This is a genomic window from Flindersiella endophytica, from assembly GCF_054779015.1.
In genome coordinates this window covers 1-25,208 of sequence record NZ_BAAGYY010000021.1, presented here as the reverse complement: position 1 = coordinate 25,208, position 25,208 = coordinate 1, and the positions used below count along the sequence as shown (strand labels likewise).

Below are 25,208 nucleotides of genomic sequence, written 5' to 3'. Positions count from 1 at the left end.
GGCCGTAGCCACCCGCTACGACAAACTCTCCACCCGCTACCAAGCCATCCTCGAAATCACCGCCATCAACGAATGGCTTCCCTTACTTCGAAACACGCCCTAGCTACGGCCTCGGCTGATCGCCAGCTTCGTGCCGAGTCCACCACCGTGCTCACGTATGGCTGCGTCGCCGCCGTCGGCTCGGTCGTCGGCTACCTGCGGGGCGTGGAGTACGGATACCCGCTCTTCGGCTACTTCCTCGGCCTTCTCGTCCCAGCCTTGCTGGCCGTCCCTGTTGTCGCGTTCCTGCACTCGGCCCTGTATCCGGCGGAGGCCAGGGGGATGAGCTACGGGATGCTCGCCATCTGCATCGTGGTCGGCGGCAGCGGCGGCGCGGGCCTCATGGTGTGGTTTGCTTGCCGCCCGGACTATCGTCCGCAGTGGGTCGGACTCGGCTTGCTGGTGGGCAGCGTCCTCGGCACGGCGGTCGCCCGGTTCCTGACCAAGGGAGCGCATGCGGAGCTCCAACGGTCCGAGGCGTACGACCGCCGCCACAGTCCGTTCGGGTAGGGGTTGGGGGCGTCTCGCCCATGCGGAGAAGGCCGTCCGGGACCAAAGGACCCGGACGGCCCAGAGACGACCAGGCAACGCAACGGCGCTAGGTCGCCGGTTCCGTGACTCCGGCGCCGGTGAAGTCGAGCCAGTTGACGTTGAGCACGCCGCCGGTGTTGGTGCTGCCCGCCGGTCGGCGCACCACCAGGTAGAGCGACCCCGCGTCCGCCGGTGGGTCGGTCAGTGTTGCCGTGTAGGTGTTGTAGGTCTGCCAGTCACCCGTGTTCGGCACGTCCACCGAGCCGACGAGTGGACCGTCCGGTGCGCCCGCGCGTACGTCGATCGTTCCGCCGTCGCTGGCCGATGCGGCGCGGAACGAGATCGCGTCCACGTTCAGCAGGCTCAGCGGGCTGAACGCGAACCAGTCGCCGTCCTCGATGAAGCCGATGTTCTGGAAGCCGCCTTCCACGTCACCGGTCGTCTCGCGCTGGACGCCGGGGTCTCCGTCGCCCGCGCCGCCCGGGACCCGGCCCGTCGTCGTGTAGAACTCCGCCTGCTTGCGCTTCGGCTGCAGGATCTGGACCTCGCGCGTCGTCAGGGCCTGCGCGCCACCCGGGCCGCCGTGGTCGGTGTAGGAAGCAGTCAGTACGTAGACGAGGTTCTCCTCCTCGCCGTGGCTGTCCTCACCGTGCGTCTCGACCACCGCCGAACAGCCGGGGTAGGTCTCGAACCCGTGGTCGTGGTCGTTGTGCCCGAGCGACGTCGCGACCGTGACCTCGCCGCAGTCGATCGTGCCGTCCTCCGGGTCCGTCACGGTCACCGAGAAACGCACGTGGTCGCCGAACGAGAACAGGCCACCATCGGGCGGATAGGTGAACGACACCGTGGGTGCCGTGTTGCCCGCGACGATCGGCACGTTCGCGACGCCTGTCTTCGCCGACGTGTCGGTCACCGTCAGCCGCGCGGTGTAGTTGCCGATCGACGCGTACGTGTACGACGGGTTCGCGGCCGTCGAGTCGACGGTTCCGTTGGAGTCGAAGTCCCAGGCGTACGTGATCGGCTGCCCGTCCGGGTCGCGCGAGCCGGCGCCGGAGAACTGCACGGTCAACGGAACGGAGCCGGACGTACGATCCGCCGCGGCCTGCGCGATCGGCGACCGGTTCCCTTTGACGTAGTCGATCCGGTAGACCCCCGACGTGTCGTTGTTGCCGCCGAACCCGCTGCCCCACTCGATGAGATACAGCGCACCGTCCGGACCGAAGTCGAAGTCCATTGGCCGCTGGAACTGCATCGTCGTCAAGATCTGATTGACATCGACCAGCGTGGACTGCGAGTCGAGCTGGAACGAGTACATCCGGTTCTGGCCCCACTCGCCGAAGATGGCCTTGCCGTCCCAGTACGCCGGCCACTTGCGATCCGAACGCAACTTCGGGTCGTAGCGATAGACCGGTCCGCCCATCGGCGCGCCGCCGGTGCCGAGCTCCGGCGTCGGGCTGTTGTTGAGCCGGCCGTACCAAATGTCCGGCTGGATGACGGGAGGCAGTTCGACGAGGCCGGTGTTGTTGGGCGACTCGTTGACGGGCGAGGCACAGTCGAACAGCGCGCCGGACACGCCGGTCGCGAAGTCGTAGTCGTTGTACGCCGCTCCGCCGTGACAGTACGGCCAGCCGTAGTTGCCCGGCCGCTTCATCAGGTTCCACTCCACGCGCCCCTCGGGACCGCGCGTCGCACTGGGCTGGTTGGCGTCCGGACCGTAGTCGGCGACCGCGATGTAGCCGGTCTTCTTGTCGATTCCGAAGCGGAACGGGTTGCGCAGCCCCATCGCGTAGATCTCGGGCCGCGTCTTCGGTGTGCCCGGCCGGAACAGGTTGCCGAGCGGGATCGTGTAGCCGCCGCGTGCGCTCGGCCGGATCCGGAGGACCTTGCCCGACAGGCTGTTGGTGTTGGCCGCCGACCGCTGTGCGTCGAACGGCTCACGCCCGGCGCGTTCGTCGATCGGCGCGTACGCCTGCGACTCGAACGGGTTGCTGTTGTCGCCGGTCGAGAGATACAGCGTGCCGTCCGGGCCGAACTCCAGCGCACCGCCGTGGTGGCAGCAGGTCACACGCTGCACCGGTACGTCCAGCACGACCTTCTCACTCGCCAGGTCGATCGTGTCGCCGCGCATGGTGAAGCGCGAGAGCCGGTCGACGTCGATCCCGGTGGGGGAGTAGTACACGTAGACCCACTTGTTCCTGGCGAACTTCGGGTCGACCGCGATGCCGAGCAGCCCGCTCTCGAAGTCGGTGAAGACGTCGAACGTCGCCGCCGCGACCCGCTGCTCGGTGTCCGGCTTCCACACCCAGGCCTCGCCGAGCCGCTCGACGTAGAGCACCCGGCCGTCCGGAAGGACGGCGAGCGCCATCGGGTTCAGCGTGTTGTCATCGAGCGTGACCTTCTCGTAGTTCGACCAGTCGGTGCCGCCACAGTCGGCGGCCTTCGCGCCGGCGGCGGTGCGGATGCCCTCCAGCACGTGCTGCTCGAACGCCGGCTCGGTGTACGACTCCTTGGTGTGCCCGCCGCCGGTGTACCAGGCCCGCCCGCCGTCGTAGTCCTGGCACCAGGCGATCGGATGGTCGGTGCCCATTCCGCCACCGGTGTAGGACTTCTCGTCGAGCTCCGCGAGCACGTGCACGTTGCCACGCGGGTTGGCGCGGTAGTTGTACCACTCGTCGGTACGTTGCCAGCGGGCCGGCAGCTGCCTGGTCGACGGGTGAACCGGGTCCTCGACCTTGACGGTGGCGGGCTGGATCGCCGGATGGCTCTGGAAGTAGGCGCCGACCAGGTTTCCGTACCACGGCCAGGAGTACTCCGTGTCGGACGCGGCGTGGATGCCGACGTAACCGCCGCCGGCCTGGATGTAGCCTTCGAACGCTGCCTGCTGGGTGTCGTCGAGCACGTCGCCCGTGGTCGACAGCCAGATAACGGCTTCGTACTTGCCGAGGTTCTCCGGCGTGAACGCGGCCGCGTCCTCGGTCGCGTCGACGCTGAACCGATGCGCGGCGCCGAGCCGCTGCACCATCGCGATGCCGTCGGGAATCGAGTCGTGCCGGAACCCCGCGGTCTTGGAGAAGACGAGAACGTCGAACGCGGGTGCCGCGTTGGCCGTGCCAGGCATGAGCGTGGCCATGGCTAGCGGCACAGCGAGGGTGGCGGCCAGGGTGAGGGCGGCCGCATGGCGAATGTTCACAGCAAGCTCCCCTTCTGCTGTGGTGTGTGAAGAATGCGCGCTGCTGTTGCTCCATTCGGATCAGTGATCGATCAGGGCATCAGTGTCGTCGCGATCAGCGACCGTTGCAATCGATCCGCCGCGGGTGGCCGGTATCGCTCAGCCGCGGCGGCGCTCCGCGCGCCGAGTGACGTATTTGCGAATCTTCTCGTGTTTGCCGCAGTCGTCCATCGAGCACCAGCGGCGACTGCCGTTCTTCGACTGGTCGAGAAACAGCCACGGGCAACCCGCACAACGCTTCAGGCGGCGCAGGTCCGGACTTGTCAGCAGGTCGTACGCCGCCTGCGCGACCGGCCACAGCGGTGACTCCAGCTCGGCGAACTCCCAAGCGGGCTTGACCAGATCGCCGTCGGAACGCAGCGTGGCGTGCGCCAGTGCCGTGGTGACGTACGGCCGGAGCCGTTGCCAGCCGGCGGCGGGGGAGTGGCCGTCGGCCAGGGCGCCGAACGTCTCGTTCAGCGCGTCGCGAAGTGCGGCGGCCCGGCGGACGACAGCGGTGGCCCGGCGGGGGTGCGCCTCGGCAGCACGCTCCAGGTCTCCGGCGGTCCGCGGAGGAACGATCGACACCCGTCGCGCCCACGCCAGCAAATCCGCGTAGTCGGCCACGTGGTCGTGCCGGCGTGGACCGAGCGGGTCGTCGACAGTGTTGGCGAAGTCCAGCCCCAGCTGGCCGCCGAGGATCGGCAGCTCACGTACAGCTTCGTCCACTGTTTCCATCAAAACCAACTTTACCAGTTGACCGCCCTCTGTAGGTCATGCGAGTGTTTCCAGCATGAGGCATTTCACCGGAAACAGCCGGGTCGTTGTCGGCGTTCTCTGCGTCGCCCAGTTCGTGGTGGTGCTGGACGTGACGGTGGTTGCCACCGCGCTACCGGCGATCGGCGGCGACCTCGGGTTCGCAGCGGCGCGCGTGACCTGGGTGATCACGGCGTACACCGTGGCGTTGGCCGGGCTGCTGATCCTCGGCGGCCGGATCGCCGACCTCATCGGGGCGGGTCGCGCGTTCCGCGCCGGACTGATGCTGTTCGGTGCCGCCTCGATGGTCTGTGCGGTCGCGTCCACGCCGGGGACGATCGTCGCCGCCCGGGTCGCGCAGGGCGCCGGTGCCGCGCTGCTGTCACCCGCGGCGCTGGCCGCCCTGAGCGAGCACCTGGGCGATGCCGCTCGCCGGGTCGCGCTGGGCTGGTGGACCGCGGCGGGTGCCGTCGGCGGCGGGAGCGGATGGGTACTCGGCGGCCTGCTCACCGAGCTGGCCGGCTGGCGCTGGGTGTTCGCGGTCAACCTGCCGGTCGCGGTCGTCGCCTTCCTGGTCAGCCGGCGCCTGCTCGGGAATGGCCGCCCGCCGCGGTCCGGGCCGCTCGACGTGGCGGGGGCGGTCTGGATCACGCTCGCGATCGGTGCGGGCACGCTCGGACTGTCGAGGCTCGCGGAGGATGTCACTGGCTGGACCGGCTGGGCAGCCGTCGTCCTCGCTGCCGTCGCCCTGGCGGGTTTCGTCCGCGTGGAGCGCCGCGCACGCGCACCGCTGGTGCCCGGCGGCCTGATCCGAACGCCCGGCGTCGTGGGCGGCAACCTCACCGCCGCCGCACTGACGGGTTCGACCACGCCCGCCATGCTCGCCGTCGTGCTCTACGTGCAGGACACCCTTCGCCTGCCGCCGTTGCGGGGTGCCGTGCTGTTTCCCGCGTTCAACCTCGCCGTCATCGGCGGCTCGCTGCTGGCACCGAGCGTGCTGGAGCGAGCCGGCGAACGCGGAGCACTGGTCGCGGGATTCTGCGGTGTGCTGGCCGGCATCGGGACGCTGCTGACGTTGCCGGCGTCCGGGCTGCCGGCCATGACACTGCTGGGCGCGTTCAGCCTGCTGGGCGCCGGGCTCGGGACGGCTTCGGTGGCGTCGACCACCGTGGGCTCGATCGAGGTCACAGCCGCCGAACGAGGCGTCGCCGCCGGCCTGCTCAACTCGACGGCACAGCTCGGCACCGCGCTCGGCTTGGCGGTCGCCACCCCGCTGGTGGCGTCCGCCGCGCCGATGACGGGCTACCGGCTGGGATTCGTGGCGGCCGCCGCGATCGCCGTTGCCGGTCTGGTCAGCGTTCGAACGATCAGGACTCGAAGCCCAGTGACATGTACTGGTCGACGTTGTCCTTCGTGATGGTCTCCGAGGCCAGCGTGATCGACGCCGGCACCTGCTTCTCCACCAGGTCGCTCATGCCCTTGCCCTGCGCGATCAGCCGGCCCAGCTTGATGGCCGAGGCCGCCATCGTCGGACTGTAGGTCACGGTGGCCTCCAGGACGCCCGTGCCCGCCTTGATCTCGCGCATCGCGTTGGCCGAGCCCGCGCCGCCGACCATGAAGAAGTCGTCGCGGCTGGCCTGCTTGATGGCCGCGAGCACGCCGATGCCCTGGTCGTCGTCGTGGTTCCACATCGCGTCGATCTTCGACTCGGCCTGCAGGACGTTACGCGTGACCGCCTCACCTGTCTCGACGGTGAAGCGGGCCGCCTGCCGGGCCGTCACCTTGAAGCCGTACGTCGCCAGCGCGTCCTTGAAGCCCTTGCTGCGTTCCTGCGTCAACGGCAGCTCGTCCATCCCGGCGATCTCCGCGATGACCGGGTTGGAGACGTTGCCTGCCTTGAGCTTCTTGCCGATGTAGTGCCCCGCGGACACACCCATGCCGTAGTTGTCGCCGCCGATCCACGTGCGGTACGACAGCTTCTCCGGGAAGATGCGGTCGAGGTTTACCACGGGGATGCCGGCGTCCATCGCCTTGCGGGCAACGGAGTTGAGCTGGGCACCGTCCTGCGGCAGCACCACGATGATGTCCACCTTGTTGCTGATGAACGACTCGACCGCCGCGATCTGCTGGGCGATGTCACTGGTCGGCTCGACCGCCTGCCAGTCGATGTCGGAGTAGCCCTTGGCCGTCTCGTTGGCGTTCTGGGCGATCGCCGCGATCCAGCCGTGGTCGGCGGCCGGTGCGAGGAAGCCCATCGTGACCTTCTTGCCGGGCTTGTCGTTGTCGGTGCCCGCGGCGGCCGGCTGCGTCGTCTTGCCCTTGTCTTCGTTCTGCACGGCCGCCGGGTCGTTGCTGGTGCAGGCGCTGACCACCGCGGCCGCGCCGATCGCCGTACCGCCGAGCAGGAAAAACCGTCGATCGACCATGAGTCCTGTCCTCCCTTATATGTGGCCTCATACCTGGCCTCAGGTGTTGCTGTTGGCTCGCCGGGACAGCCATTGCTGGACGAGTACCGCGAGAACGATGATGACGCCCTTGGCGATGTTCTGGATCTCGGTTTCGAACCGGTTCAGGATGAAGAGGTTCGTCAACGTGGTGAAGACGAGAACGCCGAGGATCGACCCGATCAGCGTGCCGCGGCCACCGCTCAGCAACGTACCGCCGATGACGACCGCTCCGATCGCGTCGAGCTCGTAGAACTCGCCGTGCGTGCTGGATCCCGTGGTCGTACGCGCGATGATCATCACCGCCGCGACGCCGGCGCACAGGCCGGACAGCGCGTACAGCGAGGCTATGTGCCGCTTGACCGGGATGCCCGCGAGGCGCGCCGCCTCCGGGTTGCCGCCGACGGCGAACGTACGACGGCCGTACGTCGTGCGGTTCAGCACGACCCAGCCGACCGCGACGACGCCGAGGAAGATGTAGACCAGCAACGGCAGACCGAGGAACCGCGTGTCGGCCAGCTCGTTGATCGCGGCGGCCTCCGGACGTACCAGCTGGGTCTTGCGGTCGGAGAGGAACTGCGCGAGCCCACGGGCACCGGCGAGCATGGCCAGCGTCGCGATGAACGAGACCACCCGTCCGTACGCGATCAGCAGGCCGTTGACCAACCCGGTCAGCGTTCCGACGATCAGCGCGGTCCACACCATGACCATCGGACCGTACGACTGGGTCTCGAGCGTCGTCGCCCACACCGACGCCAGCGCCATCACCGCGCCGACGGACAGGTCGATCCCGCCACCGATGATGACGAACGTCATGCCGACGGTGATGACGCCGATCGTGGAAGCCAGCAACAGCAACGTCACGAGGTTGCCGGTGGTGAAGAACTGCGCGGGCCTGGTCAGCCCGCCGATGCCGGCGAGGATGGCCAGCACGGTGATCAGGCCGATGTTGCGCACCTCGGCTGCCCGGCCGAGCTGCACCAGCAGGCCGTTGGAGCCACCGTTGCCGATGCCGTTGCCCGGCCCGGCCGGTGTCGGCGAAGCCGCGGGAGTGGACACTAGGGGGCCTCCAAGCGGTAGGGACGGGCTGCGGCGGCCCTCACACCACGCTCGCTGCGTTGTCGTCGTCGCCAATAGAACACCGCTGTTAACTCCTCCTCCGCCTTGCGAGCCCGGCGTGATGACCGTCCTCGCTATCCGCCCCTACCACTTGGACACCCCTAGACGGCGCTTCCTTCCATCACGAGGTCGAGGACCTGGGACTCGTCGAGGTCGCGCGCGTCGGCTTCGTGGATCAGATGGCCTTCCCGCACGACAAGTACCCGGTCGGCGAGACCGAGGACTTCGGGTACCTCGCTGGAGACGAGGACGACGGACACGCCTTCGTCGGCGAGCCTTCGGATCAGTTGATAGAGCTCGACCCGCGCGCCGACGTCGACGCCGCGGGTCGGCTCGTCGAGCAGCAGGATCCGGCACTCCTTCAGCAACCAGCGCGCCAGTACGGCCTTTTGCTGGTTGCCGCCGGACAGCGTACGGATCAGCCGGCGCGGATCGGCGGGCCGGAGATCGAGCGCCCTGGCCTGCTCGCCGGAGTCGGCGATCTCGCGCCTCCGGTCGAGGAAGCCCGCCGCGCTGTAGCGGGCGAGCGACGACAGCGTGATGTTGCTGAAGATGGGCTCGTGCATCAACAGGGCTTGGCTCTTGCGCTCCTCGGGTGCCAGCCCGATGCCGGCCTTGACGGCGGCGGAGACGCTGCCGGGGCGCAGCGCGCGGTCCTGCACGTAGACGCGGCCGGTCGTGGGCTTGCGCGCGCCGTAGATGGTCTCGAGGATCTCCGACCTTCCGGAGCCGACGAGACCGGCGAGGCCGACGATCTCACCGGCTCGGACACCGAAGCTGACGTTCTCGAACTCGCCTTTCAGGCTCAGGTCCTCAGCCCGCAGGACGACCTCGGCGCCGTCCAGGCGGCTCAGCGGCGGCCGGTCCGGGAACGCGTACTCGACCGTACGTCCGGTCATGTACGAAACGATCTCGCTGGTCGACGTCGTCTTCGCGGGCAGCCCTTCGGCCGCGGTCCGGCCGTCCTTGAGGATCGTCAGCCGGTCGCCGATCTGGCGGATTTCGTCAAGCCGGTGGGAGATGTAGAGCACCGCGACGCCGGCGGCGGTCAGGTCGCGGATCACTCGGAAGAGGTTCTCCACCTCGTCGTGCGCGAGCGCGGCGGACGGCTCGTCCATCACGATCAGCCGGGCGTCGTGCGACAGTGCCCGCGCCATGCTCACGATCTGCTGGCCCGCCGCCGACAGCCGCCCGACCTCGCGGGTGGGCGGGATCTCGCCGTGGCCGAGCCGGGCGAGCAGGTCACGGGCGGCCTGGTTGGTCCTGGTGCGCAGCGCGAAGCCGGCGGTGCTCTGCTCGTGGCCGAGGAAGATGTTCTCCGCGACGGAGAGGCCCTCGACGAGGTCCAGCTCCTGGTAGATCGTCGCGATGCCGAGCCGCATGGCGTCGGTCGGGTTGCGTGGCTCGATCGGCTCGCCCTGCCAGATCAGCTCACCCTGGTCCGGACGTTGCGCGCCCGCCAGCACCTTGATGAGCGTCGACTTGCCGGCGCCGTTTTGGCCAAGCAGGCAATGCACCTCGCCGGCCAGGACCGCGAGGTTGGCACCGTCGAGCGCGCGCACGCCAGGAAACTGCTTGACGATGTCGCGCATTTCCAGCAGCACGCCTGCGGTCGAATCGGTGGGCATCGGGCTCCGTTCTCTGTCGCATCGTCAACGTAAGCGGAGCGTGCACGGTCATGGTCGACTCTGATATCCGCTGTCCGGAACCGGCCGATAGTTCCGAACGTTTGGCTGGATCCGGCCCGCGTTCAGCGGGTGTCGTTCACTGGGCGGTGCCCGCGAGCAGCCAGCGCCGGACGGGGATCCGGAGGAGGACGCGGGCGCCGCCGCGTTCGAACGGGGTGGTGATGTCCCAGCCGCCGTACTTCTCCGCGAACGCCTTGACGACGTCTGCCGGAAGAGTGCCGCGCAGGATCTCCGCGCTGCCCTCGGCCACGACGGGATGGACGCCGTCCTCGAGTGCGAGTGAGACGCGGTTGTCGTGCTCGAGGTTGCGGACCTTGACGTTGCGGAGCGGGCGGAGCGGTCGGGTCGGTCGGGTCGGTCACGGGGGACATCTCAGCAGAAAGCGGCGCCGTTTGACACTATGTTCACGTCTGGGTTAACTATTGCGCATGAACGACACAGGATCGGACCGGAGAGACGACCTCGCGGCGGTTCCGCTGCTCGGCCGGACGGTGGCGCCGGAAGGGTCGGGCCTGGTGCTCGCGGAGTGGCAGGCCGACGGGCGGACGGGCGCGGAGACCGCGTGGCAGGCGCCGTTGCACATCCACCATTCCGACGACGAGGCGTGGTACGTCCTCGAGGGAACGCTCCGGCTGCGGATCGACGGCCTCGACTACGACGTGCCGGCTGGGTCGGGCATCGTCGGCCCGCGCGGCTTGTCGCACACGTTCGGCAACCCCGACACCGAGCCGGCGCGCTACGTGCTGGTGATGTCGGCACAGACGAACGCGTTGCTGAAGAACCTGCACAGCGGCGGCGCGCGCGAGCCGGACGCCGTGCGCGCGCTGTTCGAGGAGTACGGCTGCGAGCTGCTCCAATAGGCTGGGCGCCATGGCGTTGTTCACGGTGGACGAGGCTCGTGACGAGCTCGCGCGACTGCTGCCCGTACTCCATGAGGTGGTCCGGCTGCGCGCGGACGCCGCCGAGCTGGGAGCGTCGCTCGGTACGGAGGGCGGGAGCGGCGGTGTGCCGACATCGCTTGGTGGCCTGCCGGAGTTCAAGGCGATGCAGGCCAGGCTTGACGAGTTGCTGACGCAGGTGCAGGAGACCGGGGCGGAGCTGAAAGGCCTGGCGCCGTTGCTGGTTGCCACGCGGCGGAGCCGCAATATGTGCAGCCCGTCCGAGCTCGAGGGCGTACCCGTCCTGTTGTGCTGGCTCGAGGGAGACTCCGCCCTGGAGTGGTACCACCGTACCGACCTCGGCTTCGCCGGCCGGCGACGGCTGCGCTGATGTCTGCCCGGATGTCTGGCCGGTTGTCCGGCCGGATGCGTACGATCGGTTTGCTCGGCGGCATGAGCTGGGAGTCGTCGGCGCTCTACTACAAACTTGTCAACGAAGCGGTGCGTGACCGGCTGGGTGGCACACACTCCGCATCGTCGGTGATGCTGTCGTTCGACTTCGCCGAGATCGAGGCGCTGCAAGAGCGCGGTGCGTGGGCGGAGGCAGGAGCGCTGCTGTCCGCAGCCGCGCTGGACGTCCAACGTGCGGGCGCTGACGTCATCGTCCTGTGCACCAACACGATGCACCGCCTGGCCGACGAGATCGCGGCCGCGATCGACGTACCGTTGTTGCACATCGCCGACGCCACCGCCGCGGTCCTGCGCGCCGACGGCCATCAGGCGGTCGGCCTGCTCGGCACCCGCTACACCATGGAGGCCGACTTCTACCGCGGCCGCCTCGAGCAGGAACACGGGCTGAACGTGCTGGTGCCGCCGCGAGCAGATCGCGACCTGGTGCACGAGGTCATCTACGACGAGCTGGTACGCGGCATCGTGCGGGAGGAGTCGCGGCAGGCCTATGACCGCGTGATCGCCGGCCTCTTCACCGCGGGCGCGACGGCCGTCATCCTCGGCTGCACCGAGATCGAGCTGCTGGTCCCACCGGGGACAGACGATCGGCTTTACCCAACCACCGCCATCCACGCCCGAGCCGCCGTAGACTTCGCACTCTCCGGCGAGTGAGGGGAGCGCGTGATGACGCGCGAACGAGTGCTCGGAGTGGACGCCTGCAAGGGTGGCTGGATCGGCATCGCCCTGGGGCCTGACCGGATCGACGCGTATGTCGCGCCCGGCATCGACGAACTGGTCGTGATGGCCGATGCGGAAGGTGGCGTGACTGTCGTGGCCATCGATATCCCGATCGGTCCTCCGGACAAGGGATATCGCGAGGCAGACGTGCTCGCTCGCGAAGAGATCGGCGCACTGCGATCGTCGGTGTTCATGACGCCGACCCGAGCGGCGCTGGAGGCACGAAGCTATGTCGTTGCCCTCGAGGTGTGCCGGAAGAACGGAGAGAAGGGCATCTCCGTGCAGGCTTTCGGGCTGCGGAAGCGAATCAAAGAGGTCGAAGACTGGAGTAACGAGGCGAAATGGCGCGTCGTCGAGGTGCATCCTGAGGTGAGTTTCAAGGAGCTGGCCGGCAAGCCGTTGACCGCCAGCAAGCACACCTGGGCAGGCATCGAGTGCAGGCGAGGGCTGCTTGCCGAAGCCGGGATCCAGCTGCCGGCCGACCTCGGCAGAGCCGGCCGGCGGGCAGGGGTCGACGACGTGCTCGACGCCGCGGCCGCGGCCTGGACCGCCCGGCGGGTGGCCGAAGGGCAGGCACGTACGCTCCCGGCCGCGCCGCAAGGGTTTCCCTCTATCTGGGTGTAACACGGCGCACTGCGAATCCAGGTAGTTCTACGGGTACTCGCCCGATGTCAGGAACCTTACGCTGCTGCCGTGCGGGTTCATCCGCTCTTGAATCTGGGCAAATCGGTGCGATGAACATCAGGGGGTCACGCAGTGAGCAACCGGATAGCGACGACCGTGACGGCGTACGATCCGATCTCGCGCGCCGGAATCATCAGCCAGCTCCGCTACCGGCCGGAGGTACGGCTGATCGAGGATGGCGCGACCGAAACACCAATGGTCACCATCGTCGTCGCTGATCGGATCACCGATCAGGTATGTCAGACGATTCGCGCGACGATCCGCGGCGGATGCGCGAAGGTGGTCATTGTCGCGACGCAGCTGGAGGACAACGAGCTGCTGCAAGCCATCGAGGCAGGAAGCTGCGGCCTGCTGCGATGGGTGGACGCTTCGCCGGAACGGCTCGTGGCCGTGCTGAGGGGAGCCGCCAACGGCGACGGAACGGTTCCGCCGGAACTGCTCGGCCGGCTGCTCGAACAGGTCGCCCGGCTGCAGCGGCAGACGCTGGCGCCGCGCGGTCTGACGTTCGCGGGGTTCGCCGAGCGCGAGCTGGCGGTGTTCAAGCTGGTCGCCGAGGGCTGGAACACCGTCGAGATCGCGCGGCAGCTGTCGTACTCCGAAAGAACAGTCAAGAACATCATCCGCGACGTCACGTCCCGCTTGCAGCTACGCAACCGCGCACACGCCGTCGCCTACGTGGTACGCGAGGGTCTCGTCTAGACGATCTAGGCACGGCTAGCGCGCAGGCTCCATCACGAACCACACACCGACCGCGGGCTCCTCGCTGACGTTGCGGTAGCTGTGCGGCGTCGTCGACTCGAAGGAGATGGCGTCGCCGGAGCGCAGCCGGATTTCCTCGAACCCCAGCGTCAGCTGGAGCTCGCCCGACACCAGGAAGCCGTACTCCGAGCCCGGGTGCCGCATCAGCCCACCCGTGCTCGACGACGTACCGCCCGGCGGGTAGGTCACGAGCAGGAAGTCCACCGGATGCGGCGGCAGCTCGCCCAGCCGCTCCCAGCAGACACCGGTGTCCAGTGTGAGCGCCTGCCGGTCGGCCGGTGTGACGTGCGGCCCGATCCGGCGGCCACGGGACAGCCCGAGCGTCTGCAAGAGCGTCACCGGAGTCTCCGGCGCGGCCAGCGCCTCCTCGACTGGCTGTTCAGCCACGTCGAACACGTCCTGGATGGAGATCCCGAGCGCCGACGTGATGGCGTACAGCGTGCTGACCGACGGGCTGCTCTTGCCGGTCTCGATCTGGGAGAGCATGGACGCCGAGATGCCGGCGTCCCGCGCCAAGCTACGCAGGCTGAATCCGGTTCGGAGCCGGGCGTCCCGGACCCGCTGCCCGAGCGACAGCATCTCCACCATTTCCTCCCAGGTTGTGCAGTATTACTTAACAAAGCCGTTCAAGAATACTTGACACACTCGTAGTGCGGACCTAGCTTGGCAAGCACGATCCCCACCACCCGGATCGAGGTGACGCCGAATGGTCATTCGCACATACGGGTCGAATGCCGTCGACTGGGAGGAACGCGTCGATCTCGACCGTCTGCGCGAGCAGCGGTTGCAGCGCCTCTCCGACCAGCTCGAAGCGTCCGATCTCGGCGCCCTGCTCGCCTTCGACTTCTCCAACATCCGCTACATGACCGCCACCCACATCGGCACCTGGGGTATGGACAAGCTCATCCGCTTCGCCCTGCTGCCCAGGGGAGGGGAGCCGATCGTCTGGGACTTCGGCTCGGCGGCCAAGCACCACCAGCTCTACAACCCGTGGCTCGACGGCGAGAACCGTGCCAGGGCAGGGATCTCGACGCTGCGCGGCGCGTTCAACCCGAACGCCGGCATCGCCGAGGAGGTCGCCCGCAAGATCCATCACGAGCTCGAGCAACACGGCCTGCAGAACGAGCCCGTCGGTGTCGACCTGATCGAGCCACCCGTGCTGTTCGCCCTGCAGGCCCGCGGACTCGAGATCGTCGACGGCCAGCAGGTGTTCCTGGAGGCCCGCGCGATCAAGACCAACGACGAACTCTCCCTGCTGGCCCAGGCCTGTGCCATGGTCGACGCGGCCTATGAGGAGCTCTACGCGTTCCTGCGACCAGGCGTCAAGGAGAACGAGTGCGTCGGCCTGGTGAGCAAGGTGCTGTACGAGCTCGGCAGTGAGTACGTCGAAGGCGTCAATGCCATCTCCGGCGAACGCTGCTCACCACATCCGCACGTCTACTCCGATCGCCTGATCCGCCCGGGCGATCCCGCGTTCTTCGACATCCTGCACAGCCACCTCGGCTACCGCACCTGTTACTACCGTACGTTCGCCGTCGGCAGCGCCTCGCCCGCCCTGAGAGACGCCTACACGCGTTGCCGGGAATACATGGACAACGCGATCGCGCTGGTCCGGCCCGGCGCGACGACTGCCGACATCGTTTCGGTCTGGCCGCGGGCCGAGGAGTTCGGATTCCCCAACGAGGAAGCGGCTTTCGCGCTGCAGTACGGCCACGGCGTCGGCATGGCGATCTGGGAGAAGCCGATCTTCTCGCGGCTGGTCTCGCTCGACCACCCCGAGGTCCTGCGCGAGGGCATGCTGTTCGCCCTCGAGACCTACTGGCCCGCCGGCGATGGCTGGCAGGCCGCGCGGATCGAGGAAGAGGTCGTGGTCACCGCCGACGGCTGCGAGGTCATCACGAAGTTCCCCGCGGAGGAGCTGCTGGTCGCCGGCCGGAAGTACTGGACGGCCGGCGGCGCGCTCAACACCGTGCGGGAGTCGCAGTCGCATCTCAACACCGGAAAGTCTGCTCTCGATGGCCACCGCGACTGACCCGCCGCGCCCTGAAGACCCGGCGGACCCGGCCGACCTGCTGGCGATGTACGGGCAGCTGGTCCTGATCCGGCTGACCGAGAAGGCGGCACACGACCAGTTCATGGCCGGATTCGTCAAGGGCACAACGCATCTGGCCGCCGGGCACGAGGCCGTCGCCGTCGGTACGAGCGCGGCCCTGCGTTCGGACGACTATGTTTTCGCGACCTACCGCGGGCATCACCACGCGCTGGCTCGCGGTGCGTCGCCTCTGGAGTGCCTGGCAGAGCTGATGAGCAAGGCGACCGGCATGTGCAAGGCCAAGGGCGGATCGATGCACCTCACCAAGGCCGACCGCAACATGCTCGGGTCGTATGCCATCGTCGGCTCACATCTGCCCATGGCCGTCGGTGCCGCGTGGTCGGCCTCCCTACGCGGCACCGACCAGGTGGCGGTGGCGTTCTTCGGCGACGGAGCGACGAATATCGGTGCGTTCCACGAGGCACTCAACCTCGCGGCAGTGTGGAAGTTGCCGGTGCTGTTCGTCTGCGAGAACAACCTCTACATGGAATACACACCGATCGCCACCGTCACCGCTGTCCCCAACCCCGCGGCCGACCGCGCTTCCGCCTACGGCATACCCGGCGAGCTGATCGACGGCAACGACGTGCTGATCGTCAAGCAGACCGTGGAAACCGCCGTCCAGCGGGCGCGGGCAGGCGACGGGCCGACGCTGATCGAGGCGCGGACCTACCGGCACTACGGTCACAGCCGTTCCGATCCGGCGAAGTACCGGCCGCAGGAGGAGGTCGAGAGCTGGCTCGAACGCGACCCGCTCGACGTCGCCCGCCTCCACCTGCGTAAGGCAGGCGTCAGCGACGACCAGATCAACCAGGTCGACGAGCGCGCGCGTACGGAGGTGGCGGCCGCCGTCGAAGGGGCGAAGGCAGCGCCGGACGCCGACCCGGCCGAGGCGCTCACCGATGTCTGGGCGGATGGGAGCGCGACGTGGCGGTCGACATGACTGGCAACCTGGCCGGCGACGTGACCTACCGCGAGTCGGTGGCCGAGGGCATCGCCCGTGAGATGCGCCGCGACCCGACCGTCGTCTGCCTCGGCGAGGACATCGGCGCGGCGGAAGGGGTGTTCAAGACCACGGTCGGCCTGTTCAAGGAGTTCGGCCCGAAACGGGTCTGGGACACGCCGATCTCGGAGCAGGCGATCGCCGGTGCCGCGATGGGTGCGGCGATGACGGGGATGCGACCTGTCGCCGAGATCATGTTCTCCGACTTCCTCGCCTGCTGCTGGGACTACCTCGCCAACGAGATCCCGAAGGTGCGGTACATGACCGGCGGGCAGGTCACCGTTCCACTGGTGATCCGGACGGCCAACGGTGGTGGGCTGGGGTTTGGTGCGCAGCACTCGCAGGCGACCGAGAACTGGGCGTTCACCGTTCCAGGGCTGAAGATCGCGGCGCCCTCGACACCGGCCGACGTGGTGGGCCTGCTGGCGTCGGCGATCCGCAGCGACGATCCCGTGGTCTTCTTCGAGCACAAGGGGCTGTTCGCGAGTAAAGGGCCGGCCGCTCCACCCGGCCATGTCGTGCCGCTCGGCGAGGCGGCCGTCGTACGAGAGGGCTCGGACGTGACGATCGTCGCGCTGGCCTCGACCGTTCCGACCGCGCTGTCGGCAGCCGAGACGCTCGCCCAGGAAGGGATCTCGGCGGAGGTGGTCGACCTGCGCTGCCTGGTCCCACTGGACGTGCGCACCGTTCTCGACTCGGTGGGCCGGACGTCCCGGCTGGTCGTCGTCGAGGAGAACCCGTACCAAGGCGGCTGGGGCGCCACCCTCGTCTCGATCGTGGCGGACGAGGGCTTCGGCGCGCTGGACGCTCCGATCCGCCGGGTCGCCGCGGAGTGTGTGCCGCTGCCGTTCGCCGATCGCCTCGAACAACAAGTCATTCCCACAGTCGACAAGCTGGCCGAGACGGTTCGACGGCTGGCCGCCTTCTAGTAGTTCCTCGTCAACTTCAGCACCAACACCAAGGAGTCACCGTCATGAGCACACGTACGCTCATTCGAGGCGGTCACGTACTCACCATGGATCCCGCCCTCGGCGACCGGCCGGGGGCCGACGTACTCATCGAAGACGGCCGGATCGTCGCCGTCGAGGCCGATCTCAGCGCCGACGCCGACGTGATCGACGCGACCGGCTGCATCGTCCTGCCGGGCTTCGTCGACACCCACCGGCACACCTGGGAGGCCGCGATCCGCGGCAGTGCGCCGAACGCCACGTTGGACGACTACTTCGTCGAGATCCTCGACACGTTCGCTCCGCACTACCGGGCCGAGGACGTCTACGCGTCCAACCTCGCCGGTTCACTGGAGTGCCTGGACGCGGGCATCACCACGCTGGTCGACTGGTCGCACATCAACAACACGCCGGACCATCCCGACGCGGCGATCAACGCCTTGCGGGAAACGGGAATCCGGGTGCGCTACGCCTACGGCAGCGCGAACACGTCGCTGGCCGACTACTGGTTCGAGAGCAAGATCGCCATTCCCGGCGACGACGTTCGCCGGATCCGCGAGACCTACATCCCTTCCGACACAGGCATGCTGACGATGGGGCTGGCGACCCGCGGTCCCGGTTTCTGCCAGGACGACGTCGTCCGTTCGGAGTGGACGCTGGCGCGCGAGCTCGGCATCCCGATCACCGTGCACGTCGGCATGGGCCGGCTGGCCGGCCGGTTCGGCATGATCAAGCAGCTGCACAACCTCGGGCTGCTCGGCCCGGACACGACGTACATCCACTGCTGTTACTTCAGCGAGGAGGAGTGGCAGCTGGTCGCCGACACCGGCGGGACGATCTCGATCGCGCCCCAGATCGAGCTCCAGATGGGGCACGGCTGGCCGCCGGTGATGAAGGCCGTGGAGTACGGCCTGCCGCCGTCGTTCTCGATCGACGTCGTGACGACAGCGCCGGGCGACATGTTCACCAACATGCGCGCGGCGTTCGCGGGCGAACGGGCCCGGGTCAACGCCGCGTCCTGGGAAGCAGACGTGCCCGTACCCGAGACGATGCCGACAGCACGGCAGATGCTGGAGATGGCCACCATCAACGGTGCACACGTCGCCGGCCTGGCCGGCGAGACCGGATCGCTGACGCCCGGCAAGCGGGCCGACATCATCCTGCTGGACGCCCGGAAGCTCAACATGGCGCCGGTGCTCGACCCCGTGGCGGCGGTCGTGCTGAGCGCCGACGTGTCGAACGTCGACACGGTCCTCGTCGACGGCGTTGTACGCAAGCAGCACGGGAAGCTGCTCGCCGACGTCGACAAGGCGCTGCGCCTGGTGGACGCGTCCCGTGACTACCTCGTCGGGCAGACGGCGGCGAAGGAATGAACGGCCGTCACCTGGTCTGCCGTACGGAGTCCGCTCACTACGACGTTCCGGCGGGCTGGGCGCGGTCGGCGTCCGGCTTCAGCCGATGGACGGCCGTCGACGAGAGCGCTGCCGTACACACGGGGTTCGGGATCTGCGCTCTCGAACCAGGCGGTTCGGTGCCCGCACACGTCCACTCGTTCGAGGAGTCCTTCTACGTCGTGGAGGGATCGCCCGTACTGGAGACGGCCGAGGGTGCGTACCGCTTCGGGCCAGGTGACTACGGCTTGCTGCCGACCGGGACGCCACACGCGTGGCGCAACGACGGCGACGACGGGAACGACGAGGGTCAGAGCGGGACCGCGCGCTGGGCGGAGATGCTGGCGCCGCAGCCGCGTGAGCTGTTCGGCGGCGACACCTACGTCGTGCCGGGCTTCGGCTCGAGGCCGGCCGAGCCCATCGACGTCAGGGATCCGCGCAACCGGCTGTTCGGGCACATCTCGGCGGCGAGTATGGACGTCGGCCAGCAGACGCAGGACAAGCTCGCGCTGTCGGCCAGCATGCGTACGGCGTTGCTGGTCTACAGCGGGATCACCGTGAAGATGATGGTCGACTCCGACCTCGGCGCACAGCTGTCGACCATGTTCATGGTGCACTACGACCCCGACGGCGTGGCCGGCCCGCACGACCATCCGTTCGAGGAGACGTACTTCTTCCTCGAAGGCGAGGTCGAGGCGGAGCTCGACGGGGCGAAGTATCGCCTGGGCGCCGGCGACATCGCATTCGCGGGCGTCGGATGCGTGCACGGTTTCCGCAACGTCGGAGACGCTCCGCTGCGGTGGCTGGAGACCCAGGCGCCGCAGCCACCCGGCCGGCACTCGTACCGGTTCGTACGGGACTGGACCTATCTACGCCAGCGTTTGGAAGGGAACTAGCGATGTCCAGCGTGTTGGTGGTCGGCGGCACCTCCGGCCTGGGCCGGGAGATCGCGGCGCACTACTCCTCCGGAGGACACGACGTCGTGATCAGTGGCCGCGATCCCGAACGGGCGAAGGGCGTTGCCGCCGAACTGGGCGGCAACGTGAGCGGCATCGGGCTCGAGCTGTCCGCACCCGAACAGATCTCGGCCGCACTGGTCGGCGTCCGGGCCGTCGACTCGCTCGTGCTGGCGGCCATCGACCGTGACCAGAACGACATAGCGGAGTACGACATCGGCCAGGCGATGCACCTGGTGACGTTGAAGCTCGTGGGCTACACCGCGGTGGTGCACGCGTTGCGGCAGCGACTGTCGGAGCGGGCAGCCGTGCTGCTGTTCGGCGGCCAGGCTCGGGTCCGCCCGTACCCCGGCTCGACGACGGTCTCGACCGTGAACGCGGGCGTGCTCGGCATGGTTCGCACCCTCGCCGTCGAGCTCGCGCCGGTCCGCGTCAACTCCCTCCACCCCGGCATCGTGGGCGACAGCCCGTTCTGGTCGGAGAAGCCGGCGGCCGTGCTCGAGGCCTTCCGTTCGGGCACGCTGACCGGCCGCCTGTCGGAGATGGCCGACATCGTGAGCGCCGCGGTCTTCCTCCTGGAGAACCCCTCCATCAACGACGTCAACCTCGTCGTCGACGGCGGCTGGCGCTGACGAGGAGCCGGTGAGCCGTATAGGCAACTTTGTCGGATTAGTTCAGACAATTGACAAGTCGTGATCAATCATTGCGACCGGAGCGTAACCTTCCGGGTTGGTTTCAGACATTCATGGGTACGCGAATGACTGGGGTAGCCTACTGTGTTCGCCTGAATACGGCGAGCGTCGCTCGTTGAGGGGCGGCTGGTAAGGCGACCGGGAGGGAGGTCGTAATGCTGGCCGGTGAGAACAGCGCGCGGTTGTCGGCGGTCCGCGAGAAGGCGGACGACTGGGTTCGGCTACTCGTCGAACTGAGTGCGCGGAACCCGCTACTTCGATACCGCGACTACAAGACTTCGACACTCGATGTGAGCGGAGCGGATGAGTCGGCTCTCCTGCGCCTGCTGGATGGTAAGAAGGTACGCCTGCGGCAACTCTTCCAGGCCGAGAAGGCATATGGCGAAGCCCGCGCCCGGGCGGCGGCACTCCGCAGAAGGTTCCTGCTGTTCGAGGAAGAGCAGGGTCTGGAGGTCGGTCGGCTGGCGTGCGGCCTGCTCGATGTCCCCTCGCCCAGCATGTCGTCCACACGGTTGGGACGCGGGCAGTTCGCCCTGTTTTCGCCGCTGGTGCTGAGGCCGTTGAAGATCTCCGCGTCGGGAGCGGCGGAAGCCGACCTGACGCTGGAGTGTGTCGGCGATCCAGAGCTGAACCCCATCCTGCTGTACGCCTTGCAGGAGATGTACGGCATCGAGTCCGTGCAGGTGATCAAGGATGCGGTCGACCAGATCTTCAACGAGACGGATTCCGTCACTGATCAGGTGATGAAGATCTTCACCGTCGTTGCCGATCCGCTACGGAACCAGGGCCTGTCCGTCGACCTGCGGGAGAGGGTTGTGGCGGGTGCGTTCAGTTTCGACAAGCTGGCGATGGTCGACGATCTCAAGGGTGCCCTGAGTCAATTGGCGGCGAACGATGTCGTTGCTGCCTGCGCCGGGGTGGACGAAGCGCAGGCGGCGATACGAAAGGTCCGTGGCGGAGACTTCCTCGGCTGCGACAAGGTCGACGTCGCATCCGAATACCTGGTGCTGGATGCGGACTCGTCGCAACAACGTGCCATCTATGCCGTGCTGACCGGCGGAAACGTCGTGATCGACGGCCCTCCGGGCACTGGTAAGAGCCAGACGATCGCGAATCTCATCGCGGAGCTCACCGCGCGCGGAAAGAAGGTCCTGTTCGTCGCGGAGAAGCTTGCCGCCATCCAGGCGGTTGTGGAGCGCCTCCAAACCGTCGACCTGGGCCATGTGGTTCTCGACCTGCATGACAGCCGCAAGACTCGGCGCCAGATCGCGCGGCAGTTGGCCGAGGCGTTGAAGGTGGCTAGACGGCAGACCGAACCATTCGACCGGGGAACTCATCGTAGGCTCACCGAACGCAGGGCCGCTCTGGCTGAGTACGTGGATGAGTTGCACAAGGACCGCCAACCCTGGGGAATCAGCGCCTATGACGCGATGGTTCGTCTCGCACCGTCGCGGAAGCTCGACCAGCATGGAACGCACGTACCGCGGGCGTTCATTGATCGATTCGATCAGCGGACTCGGGAGCTCGTTCGCGAGGCACTGGCCAGGTTCGCCGCCGACGACGGCTACGGCTGGCGATGGAAGGCCGGCCAGTCGGTGTGGTCGAACGTACTGGAGGCAAACGACTCGACGGCGCGCGACACAGCTGTCAAGGTCGACGGCCTGGCCGGAAGGGCCTTCATCGACGCCCAGGCGGAGCTCGCCGCTCTTCTCCAGCGTGCCGGGCTGCGTACGCCACAGACGTTCGAGGGCTGGCAGGACGTTCTGCGGCTGCTGGACGACGTCCGTGCGACGCTCGAACGGTTCGGTGAACAGGTCTTCGGCGACCGGCTGGACGACTGGCGCTATGCCGTGGCGCCAAGGCAGTGGCGTCGGGCGAACCGCAGGCCGATCGGCTTTTGGCAGCGTCGCCGCCTGGTGCGGGACGCCAGGGAAGCGTGCGGTGTGCCGAAGCTCGACCGCGACGCGGTGTTCGCCGGGTTCGACGCCGCGGTGTCGCAGCGGACTGCCTGGCGGGAACGGTCGATCAGTGGGAGCGGACCGGCTGCCGTACGGGGCCTGCGGGAGGCGTTGAGCACCTACGAAACGGTGCGCACATCGTTGGCCGCGGTGGCTGCGTTCGGGCAGCTGAACGACGTCGACTCCCAACCGGCGGAGCAGCTCCAGGTTCTCGCGGATCGCATGTACTCAGAACGCGACCACCTGCTTCGGTTACCAGAGCTCACCGCGCTCGCGACCAATCTGGGAGAGCTTGGCCTGGCGGCGCTGCTCGCCTCGCTTGCCGAGAAGTCGCCGAGCGCGGACGAAGCCTGTGCCGAGTTCGAGCGGGCATGGTTGCGGACCTTCCTGGACGAAGTCCGCTTCACCGTGCCCGCGCTGGGCCGGTTCGCGGGTGACGACCAGTCGCGGATCGTCGGAGAGTTCCGGAAGCTCGAAATGGAGCACCATTACTTCAACCAGGCAAGGGTTCGCTTCGAGGTCGCCAGAAGGCTGCGCCAGGCGCGTGACGCGCATCCTGAGCAGAGCGAGAGGATCGAGAAGGAAGCCGCCAAGAAGGCAAGGCACAAGCCACTTCGACGGCTCGTCGAGGAGAACGCCGAAGTCCTCCTTGCTCTCCACCCCTGCTGGGCGATGTCGCCATTGGTCGTCAGTCGCGCCCTCCCACCCCGTGAGCTGTTCGACGTCGTCATATTCGACGAGGCGAGCCAGGTACGCCCCCAGGAAGCCGTCACTTCCATCATGCGGGGCAAGCAGTTGGTCATCGCGGGCGACGAGTGCCAGCTCCCGCCGACGAACGTGTTCGAGCGGCAACTCGCAGGCGAGGCCGGCGACGAGGATGAAGACGATCCGGCGGACGATTTCGCGAACTTCGAGTCGATACTCAGCGTTCTCAGACCGGTCTTGCGTAACGAGCGCCTGGTGTGGCACTACCGCAGCCAGGACGAGAGGCTCATCGCGTTCTCCAACGAGGAGATCTACGACCGCCAGCTCGTCACGTTCCCAGGGCGGCTCAAGGAACCTCCGGTAGTCCTGCACACGACGAAGGGCACCCCCGTGCCGGGGGAGGCGGGGTCGACCGTAGGAGAGATCGAGAAGGTCACCGACCTCGTCCTCGATCACGCCCGCACCCGTCCCGGCGAGAGCCTCGGCGTCATCGCGTTCGGCTCCGCCCATGCGGATCGGATCGTCCGGCACATCGACACCTTGCGGAAGGCCGAGCCGGAGCTCGACCCGTTCTTCTCCGAGGACAGGGGGGTGAAGAACCGGTTCTTCGTCAAGAGCATCGAGACTGTTCAGGGCGACGAGCGCGACGTGATCGTCCTCAGCCTGGGGTACGCAACGAACGCGACAGGGCGGGCGAGCATGCATTGGGGTCCGCTCAACAACGAGGGTGGTGAGCGACGGTTGAATGTCGCTGTCACGCGAGCCCGGCGAAAGATGCACGTCGTCAGCTCGATATCGCCGGGTGACTTCGACCCGAGCGGGAGCAAACATCGTGGGCCGAAGCTGCTGCACACGTTCCTCCAGACAGCCGGTCGGGGTGGTTCGACCGGATCGGTGGAGGGGCCTCGGGAGGTGGAGCTCAACGCCTTCGAGCAGGAGGTCTACGCCGCCCTCGGTCAGGCCGGTGTACCCGCCGTCCCGCAGTGGGGGGTTGGCGGGTACCGGATCGACTTCGCACTTGCGCACAGCGACCGCCACAACGAGTACGTACTGGCTGTCGAGACCGATGGAGCCAGCTACCACAGCCGGCCGAGCGCGCGGGATCGAGACCGGCTCAGGCAGGACCATCTGGAGCGGCTGGGTTGGCGCTTCTATCGGCTCTGGTCGACCGCGTGGTACTCCAGTCCGGAACGAGAGACCCTGAAGCTGTTGGAGGCCTGGCAATACGCGTGCTCGCTCGCCGACGCCGCGAAGTCTCACGTGGGCGACTCACCTCCGCGAGAGCCGTCCACTGCGGCGGAGCCGGCCGACGACAGTGCGGGACATCCACGTGGACCATGCCCGCTGATCGGTGTTCCACGACAGTCGATCGCCGACTTCTCGGATCCGGAGTTGCGAGCCGTCGTGCGCTGGCTGTTCGGCGACCGGCTTCAGCTCAGCCGGGAGGAGCGCCTGGACCAGCTGGTTCAGACACTTGGATTCCAGCGGAAGGGATCGAAGATCCGAGCACGTCTGGAGCCGTTTCTCGACCTAGCCCTGAGACAGCAAGACTCGCGAGGACGCTGATGCATCCATTGGATCCACGCACGTTGGAACGCTTGGCGAAGGTCGCCTGCGACATCGAGGGCGCTTACGAGCGCCGCGGGTACGAACTGGAGGCACTGCTCGAGAACGCAGGCTGGGTAGATCCGCCCGGGTACGACGGGTCGCCGAGGGTTCCTTGGTTGACCGATGCCCTGCTCGAGCGGCGGGCGGACTTGGTGGCGATAGAGCGCTTCGTCTGCCGGCTCTGCGATCCTATCGAATACGAGGACGGCCGCGTCACGTCCGAGGCCTTCCGGAACGTCGTCAATCAGTGGCTCACACCCGAGGGCTTGGCCGTGGCCACGGCTGGCGGGCGGCCCGTGCTGGGAACGCTGGGCGCACATCCGGGAGAGATCGCCTTCGTCGTGCCTGATGATCTCGAGGCCCGGCTGGAGGAGCTGATCTCCGACCGCAAGATGGTCGATCTGCTCAGCCGGAGAGCCAAGGAGGCGAAGCTGTGTGCCGATGCCGGAGCGCATGCGCTAGCTGTTGCGGTTCGTGAGGTTGGTGTCGGCTGGGTGAGCGGGGTCTAGGGAGTGGGGCGGGTCTCCGTCGGCAGGATGTGAAGCGCCAACTCACACATTCT

22 protein-coding genes are annotated in these 25,208 nt (G+C 67.7%); 15 read left to right on the top strand and 7 right to left on the bottom strand.

Annotated elements, in window-relative coordinates:
* Positions 1–147 precede the first annotated feature (147 nt).
* On the top strand, positions 148–549 hold the full coding sequence (locus ACYVF6_RS24315) for a hypothetical protein (RefSeq protein WP_460524813.1): 402 nt from the start codon (positions 148–150) through the stop codon (positions 547–549).
* A gap of 88 nt (positions 550–637) precedes the next feature.
* Here the strand turns inward: ACYVF6_RS24315 and ACYVF6_RS24310 are convergent, their stop codons facing one another.
* Together ACYVF6_RS24310 and ACYVF6_RS24305 are read right to left on the bottom strand one after the other, a co-directional pair.
* Positions 638–3,760: a ThuA domain-containing protein gene (locus ACYVF6_RS24310; RefSeq protein ID WP_460524812.1), complete on the bottom strand. Its 3,123-nt coding sequence runs from the start codon at positions 3,758–3,760 to the stop codon at positions 638–640.
* A gap of 138 nt (positions 3,761–3,898) precedes the next feature.
* Positions 3,899–4,516 carry a CGNR zinc finger domain-containing protein gene (locus tag ACYVF6_RS24305; protein WP_460524811.1) on the bottom strand — a complete coding sequence of 206 codons (618 nt, stop codon included), beginning with the start codon at positions 4,514–4,516 and terminating at the stop codon, positions 3,899–3,901.
* Between the two features lie 55 nt (positions 4,517–4,571).
* On the opposite strand from ACYVF6_RS24305, the gene ACYVF6_RS24300 reads away from it, so the two are divergent.
* Complete coding sequence (locus tag ACYVF6_RS24300; protein ID WP_460524810.1) at positions 4,572–5,951, top strand: MFS transporter; 1,380 nt, start codon at positions 4,572–4,574, stop codon at positions 5,949–5,951.
* On the opposite strand, the gene ACYVF6_RS24295 is transcribed toward ACYVF6_RS24300, so the two are convergent.
* The 4 genes from ACYVF6_RS24295 to ACYVF6_RS24280 form a co-directional block, all read right to left on the bottom strand.
* Positions 5,902–6,960, bottom strand: a complete 1,059-nt coding sequence (locus ACYVF6_RS24295) for a type 1 periplasmic-binding domain-containing protein (RefSeq protein WP_460524809.1) — start codon at positions 6,958–6,960, stop codon at positions 5,902–5,904. The genes ACYVF6_RS24300 and ACYVF6_RS24295 overlap by 50 nt on opposite strands.
* Before the next feature lie 39 nt (positions 6,961–6,999).
* The gene (locus ACYVF6_RS24290; RefSeq protein WP_460524808.1) at positions 7,000–8,037 is read right to left on the bottom strand and encodes an ABC transporter permease; all 1,038 of its coding nucleotides are present in this window, start codon (positions 8,035–8,037) and stop codon (positions 7,000–7,002) included.
* Between the two features lie 161 nt (positions 8,038–8,198).
* Positions 8,199–9,725 carry a sugar ABC transporter ATP-binding protein gene (locus ACYVF6_RS24285; RefSeq protein ID WP_460524807.1) on the bottom strand — a complete coding sequence of 509 codons (1,527 nt, stop codon included), beginning with the start codon at positions 9,723–9,725 and terminating at the stop codon, positions 8,199–8,201.
* A gap of 136 nt (positions 9,726–9,861) precedes the next feature.
* Positions 9,862–10,035 (bottom strand): hypothetical protein, encoded by a 174-nt coding sequence (locus ACYVF6_RS24280; RefSeq protein ID WP_460524806.1) that lies wholly within the window; start codon positions 10,033–10,035, stop codon positions 9,862–9,864.
* A 178-nt stretch (positions 10,036–10,213) separates the two neighbouring features.
* Here ACYVF6_RS24280 and ACYVF6_RS24275 point away from each other — a divergent pair, with 178 nt between their 5' ends.
* The 5 genes from ACYVF6_RS24275 (at position 10,214) to ACYVF6_RS24255 (ending at position 13,234) form a co-directional block, all read left to right on the top strand.
* Positions 10,214–10,645, top strand: coding sequence for a cupin domain-containing protein (locus ACYVF6_RS24275; protein ID WP_460524805.1), 432 nt, complete (start codon positions 10,214–10,216; stop codon positions 10,643–10,645).
* Between the two features lie 10 nt (positions 10,646–10,655).
* Positions 10,656–11,054 carry a DUF2203 domain-containing protein gene (locus ACYVF6_RS24270; protein WP_460524803.1) on the top strand — a complete coding sequence of 133 codons (399 nt, stop codon included), beginning with the start codon at positions 10,656–10,658 and terminating at the stop codon, positions 11,052–11,054.
* Positions 11,055–11,065: 11 nt separating this feature from the next.
* Entirely contained in the window at positions 11,066–11,785 is a 720-nt protein-coding gene (locus tag ACYVF6_RS24265; protein ID WP_460524802.1) for an aspartate/glutamate racemase family protein, read from the top strand.
* Positions 11,786–11,797: 12 nt separating this feature from the next.
* Positions 11,798–12,475 (top strand): DUF429 domain-containing protein, encoded by a 678-nt coding sequence (locus ACYVF6_RS24260; protein WP_460524801.1) that lies wholly within the window; start codon positions 11,798–11,800, stop codon positions 12,473–12,475.
* A gap of 132 nt (positions 12,476–12,607) precedes the next feature.
* Positions 12,608–13,234 (top strand): response regulator transcription factor, encoded by a 627-nt coding sequence (locus tag ACYVF6_RS24255; RefSeq protein ID WP_460524800.1) that lies wholly within the window; start codon positions 12,608–12,610, stop codon positions 13,232–13,234.
* Positions 13,235–13,249: 15 nt separating this feature from the next.
* On the opposite strand, the gene ACYVF6_RS24250 is transcribed toward ACYVF6_RS24255, so the two are convergent.
* Positions 13,250–13,882, bottom strand: coding sequence for a helix-turn-helix domain-containing protein (locus ACYVF6_RS24250; RefSeq protein WP_460524799.1), 633 nt, complete (start codon positions 13,880–13,882; stop codon positions 13,250–13,252).
* Between the two features lie 118 nt (positions 13,883–14,000).
* On the opposite strand from ACYVF6_RS24250, the gene ACYVF6_RS24245 reads away from it, so the two are divergent.
* The 8 genes from ACYVF6_RS24245 to ACYVF6_RS24210 all read left to right on the top strand — a co-directional run bounded on the left by ACYVF6_RS24245 (position 14,001) and on the right by ACYVF6_RS24210 (position 25,155).
* Positions 14,001–15,326 (top strand): M24 family metallopeptidase, encoded by a 1,326-nt coding sequence (locus ACYVF6_RS24245; protein WP_460524798.1) that lies wholly within the window; start codon positions 14,001–14,003, stop codon positions 15,324–15,326.
* The gene (locus tag ACYVF6_RS24240; RefSeq protein ID WP_460524797.1) at positions 15,310–16,329 is read left to right on the top strand and encodes a thiamine pyrophosphate-dependent dehydrogenase E1 component subunit alpha; all 1,020 of its coding nucleotides are present in this window, start codon (positions 15,310–15,312) and stop codon (positions 16,327–16,329) included. Before ACYVF6_RS24245 ends, ACYVF6_RS24240 begins: the two co-directional genes overlap by 17 nt.
* Positions 16,326–17,318 carry an alpha-ketoacid dehydrogenase subunit beta gene (locus tag ACYVF6_RS24235; RefSeq protein ID WP_460524796.1) on the top strand — a complete coding sequence of 331 codons (993 nt, stop codon included), beginning with the start codon at positions 16,326–16,328 and terminating at the stop codon, positions 17,316–17,318. The genes ACYVF6_RS24240 and ACYVF6_RS24235 overlap by 4 nt, the downstream gene beginning before the upstream one ends.
* A gap of 44 nt (positions 17,319–17,362) precedes the next feature.
* The gene (locus tag ACYVF6_RS24230) at positions 17,363–18,709 is read left to right on the top strand and encodes an amidohydrolase family protein (protein WP_460524795.1); all 1,347 of its coding nucleotides are present in this window, start codon (positions 17,363–17,365) and stop codon (positions 18,707–18,709) included.
* Positions 18,706–19,623 carry a cupin domain-containing protein gene (locus ACYVF6_RS24225; RefSeq protein ID WP_460524794.1) on the top strand — a complete coding sequence of 306 codons (918 nt, stop codon included), beginning with the start codon at positions 18,706–18,708 and terminating at the stop codon, positions 19,621–19,623. The genes ACYVF6_RS24230 and ACYVF6_RS24225 overlap by 4 nt, the downstream gene beginning before the upstream one ends.
* A 2-nt stretch (positions 19,624–19,625) precedes the next feature.
* A complete protein-coding gene (locus ACYVF6_RS24220) occupies positions 19,626–20,315 on the top strand; it encodes an SDR family NAD(P)-dependent oxidoreductase (protein ID WP_460524793.1) in 690 nt (229 codons plus the stop codon).
* Between the two features lie 215 nt (positions 20,316–20,530).
* Positions 20,531–24,604, top strand: coding sequence for an AAA domain-containing protein (locus ACYVF6_RS24215; RefSeq protein ID WP_460524792.1), 4,074 nt, complete (start codon positions 20,531–20,533; stop codon positions 24,602–24,604).
* A gap of 32 nt (positions 24,605–24,636) precedes the next feature.
* Complete coding sequence (locus tag ACYVF6_RS24210; protein ID WP_460524791.1) at positions 24,637–25,155, top strand: hypothetical protein; 519 nt, start codon at positions 24,637–24,639, stop codon at positions 25,153–25,155.
* Positions 25,156–25,208 lie beyond the last annotated feature (53 nt).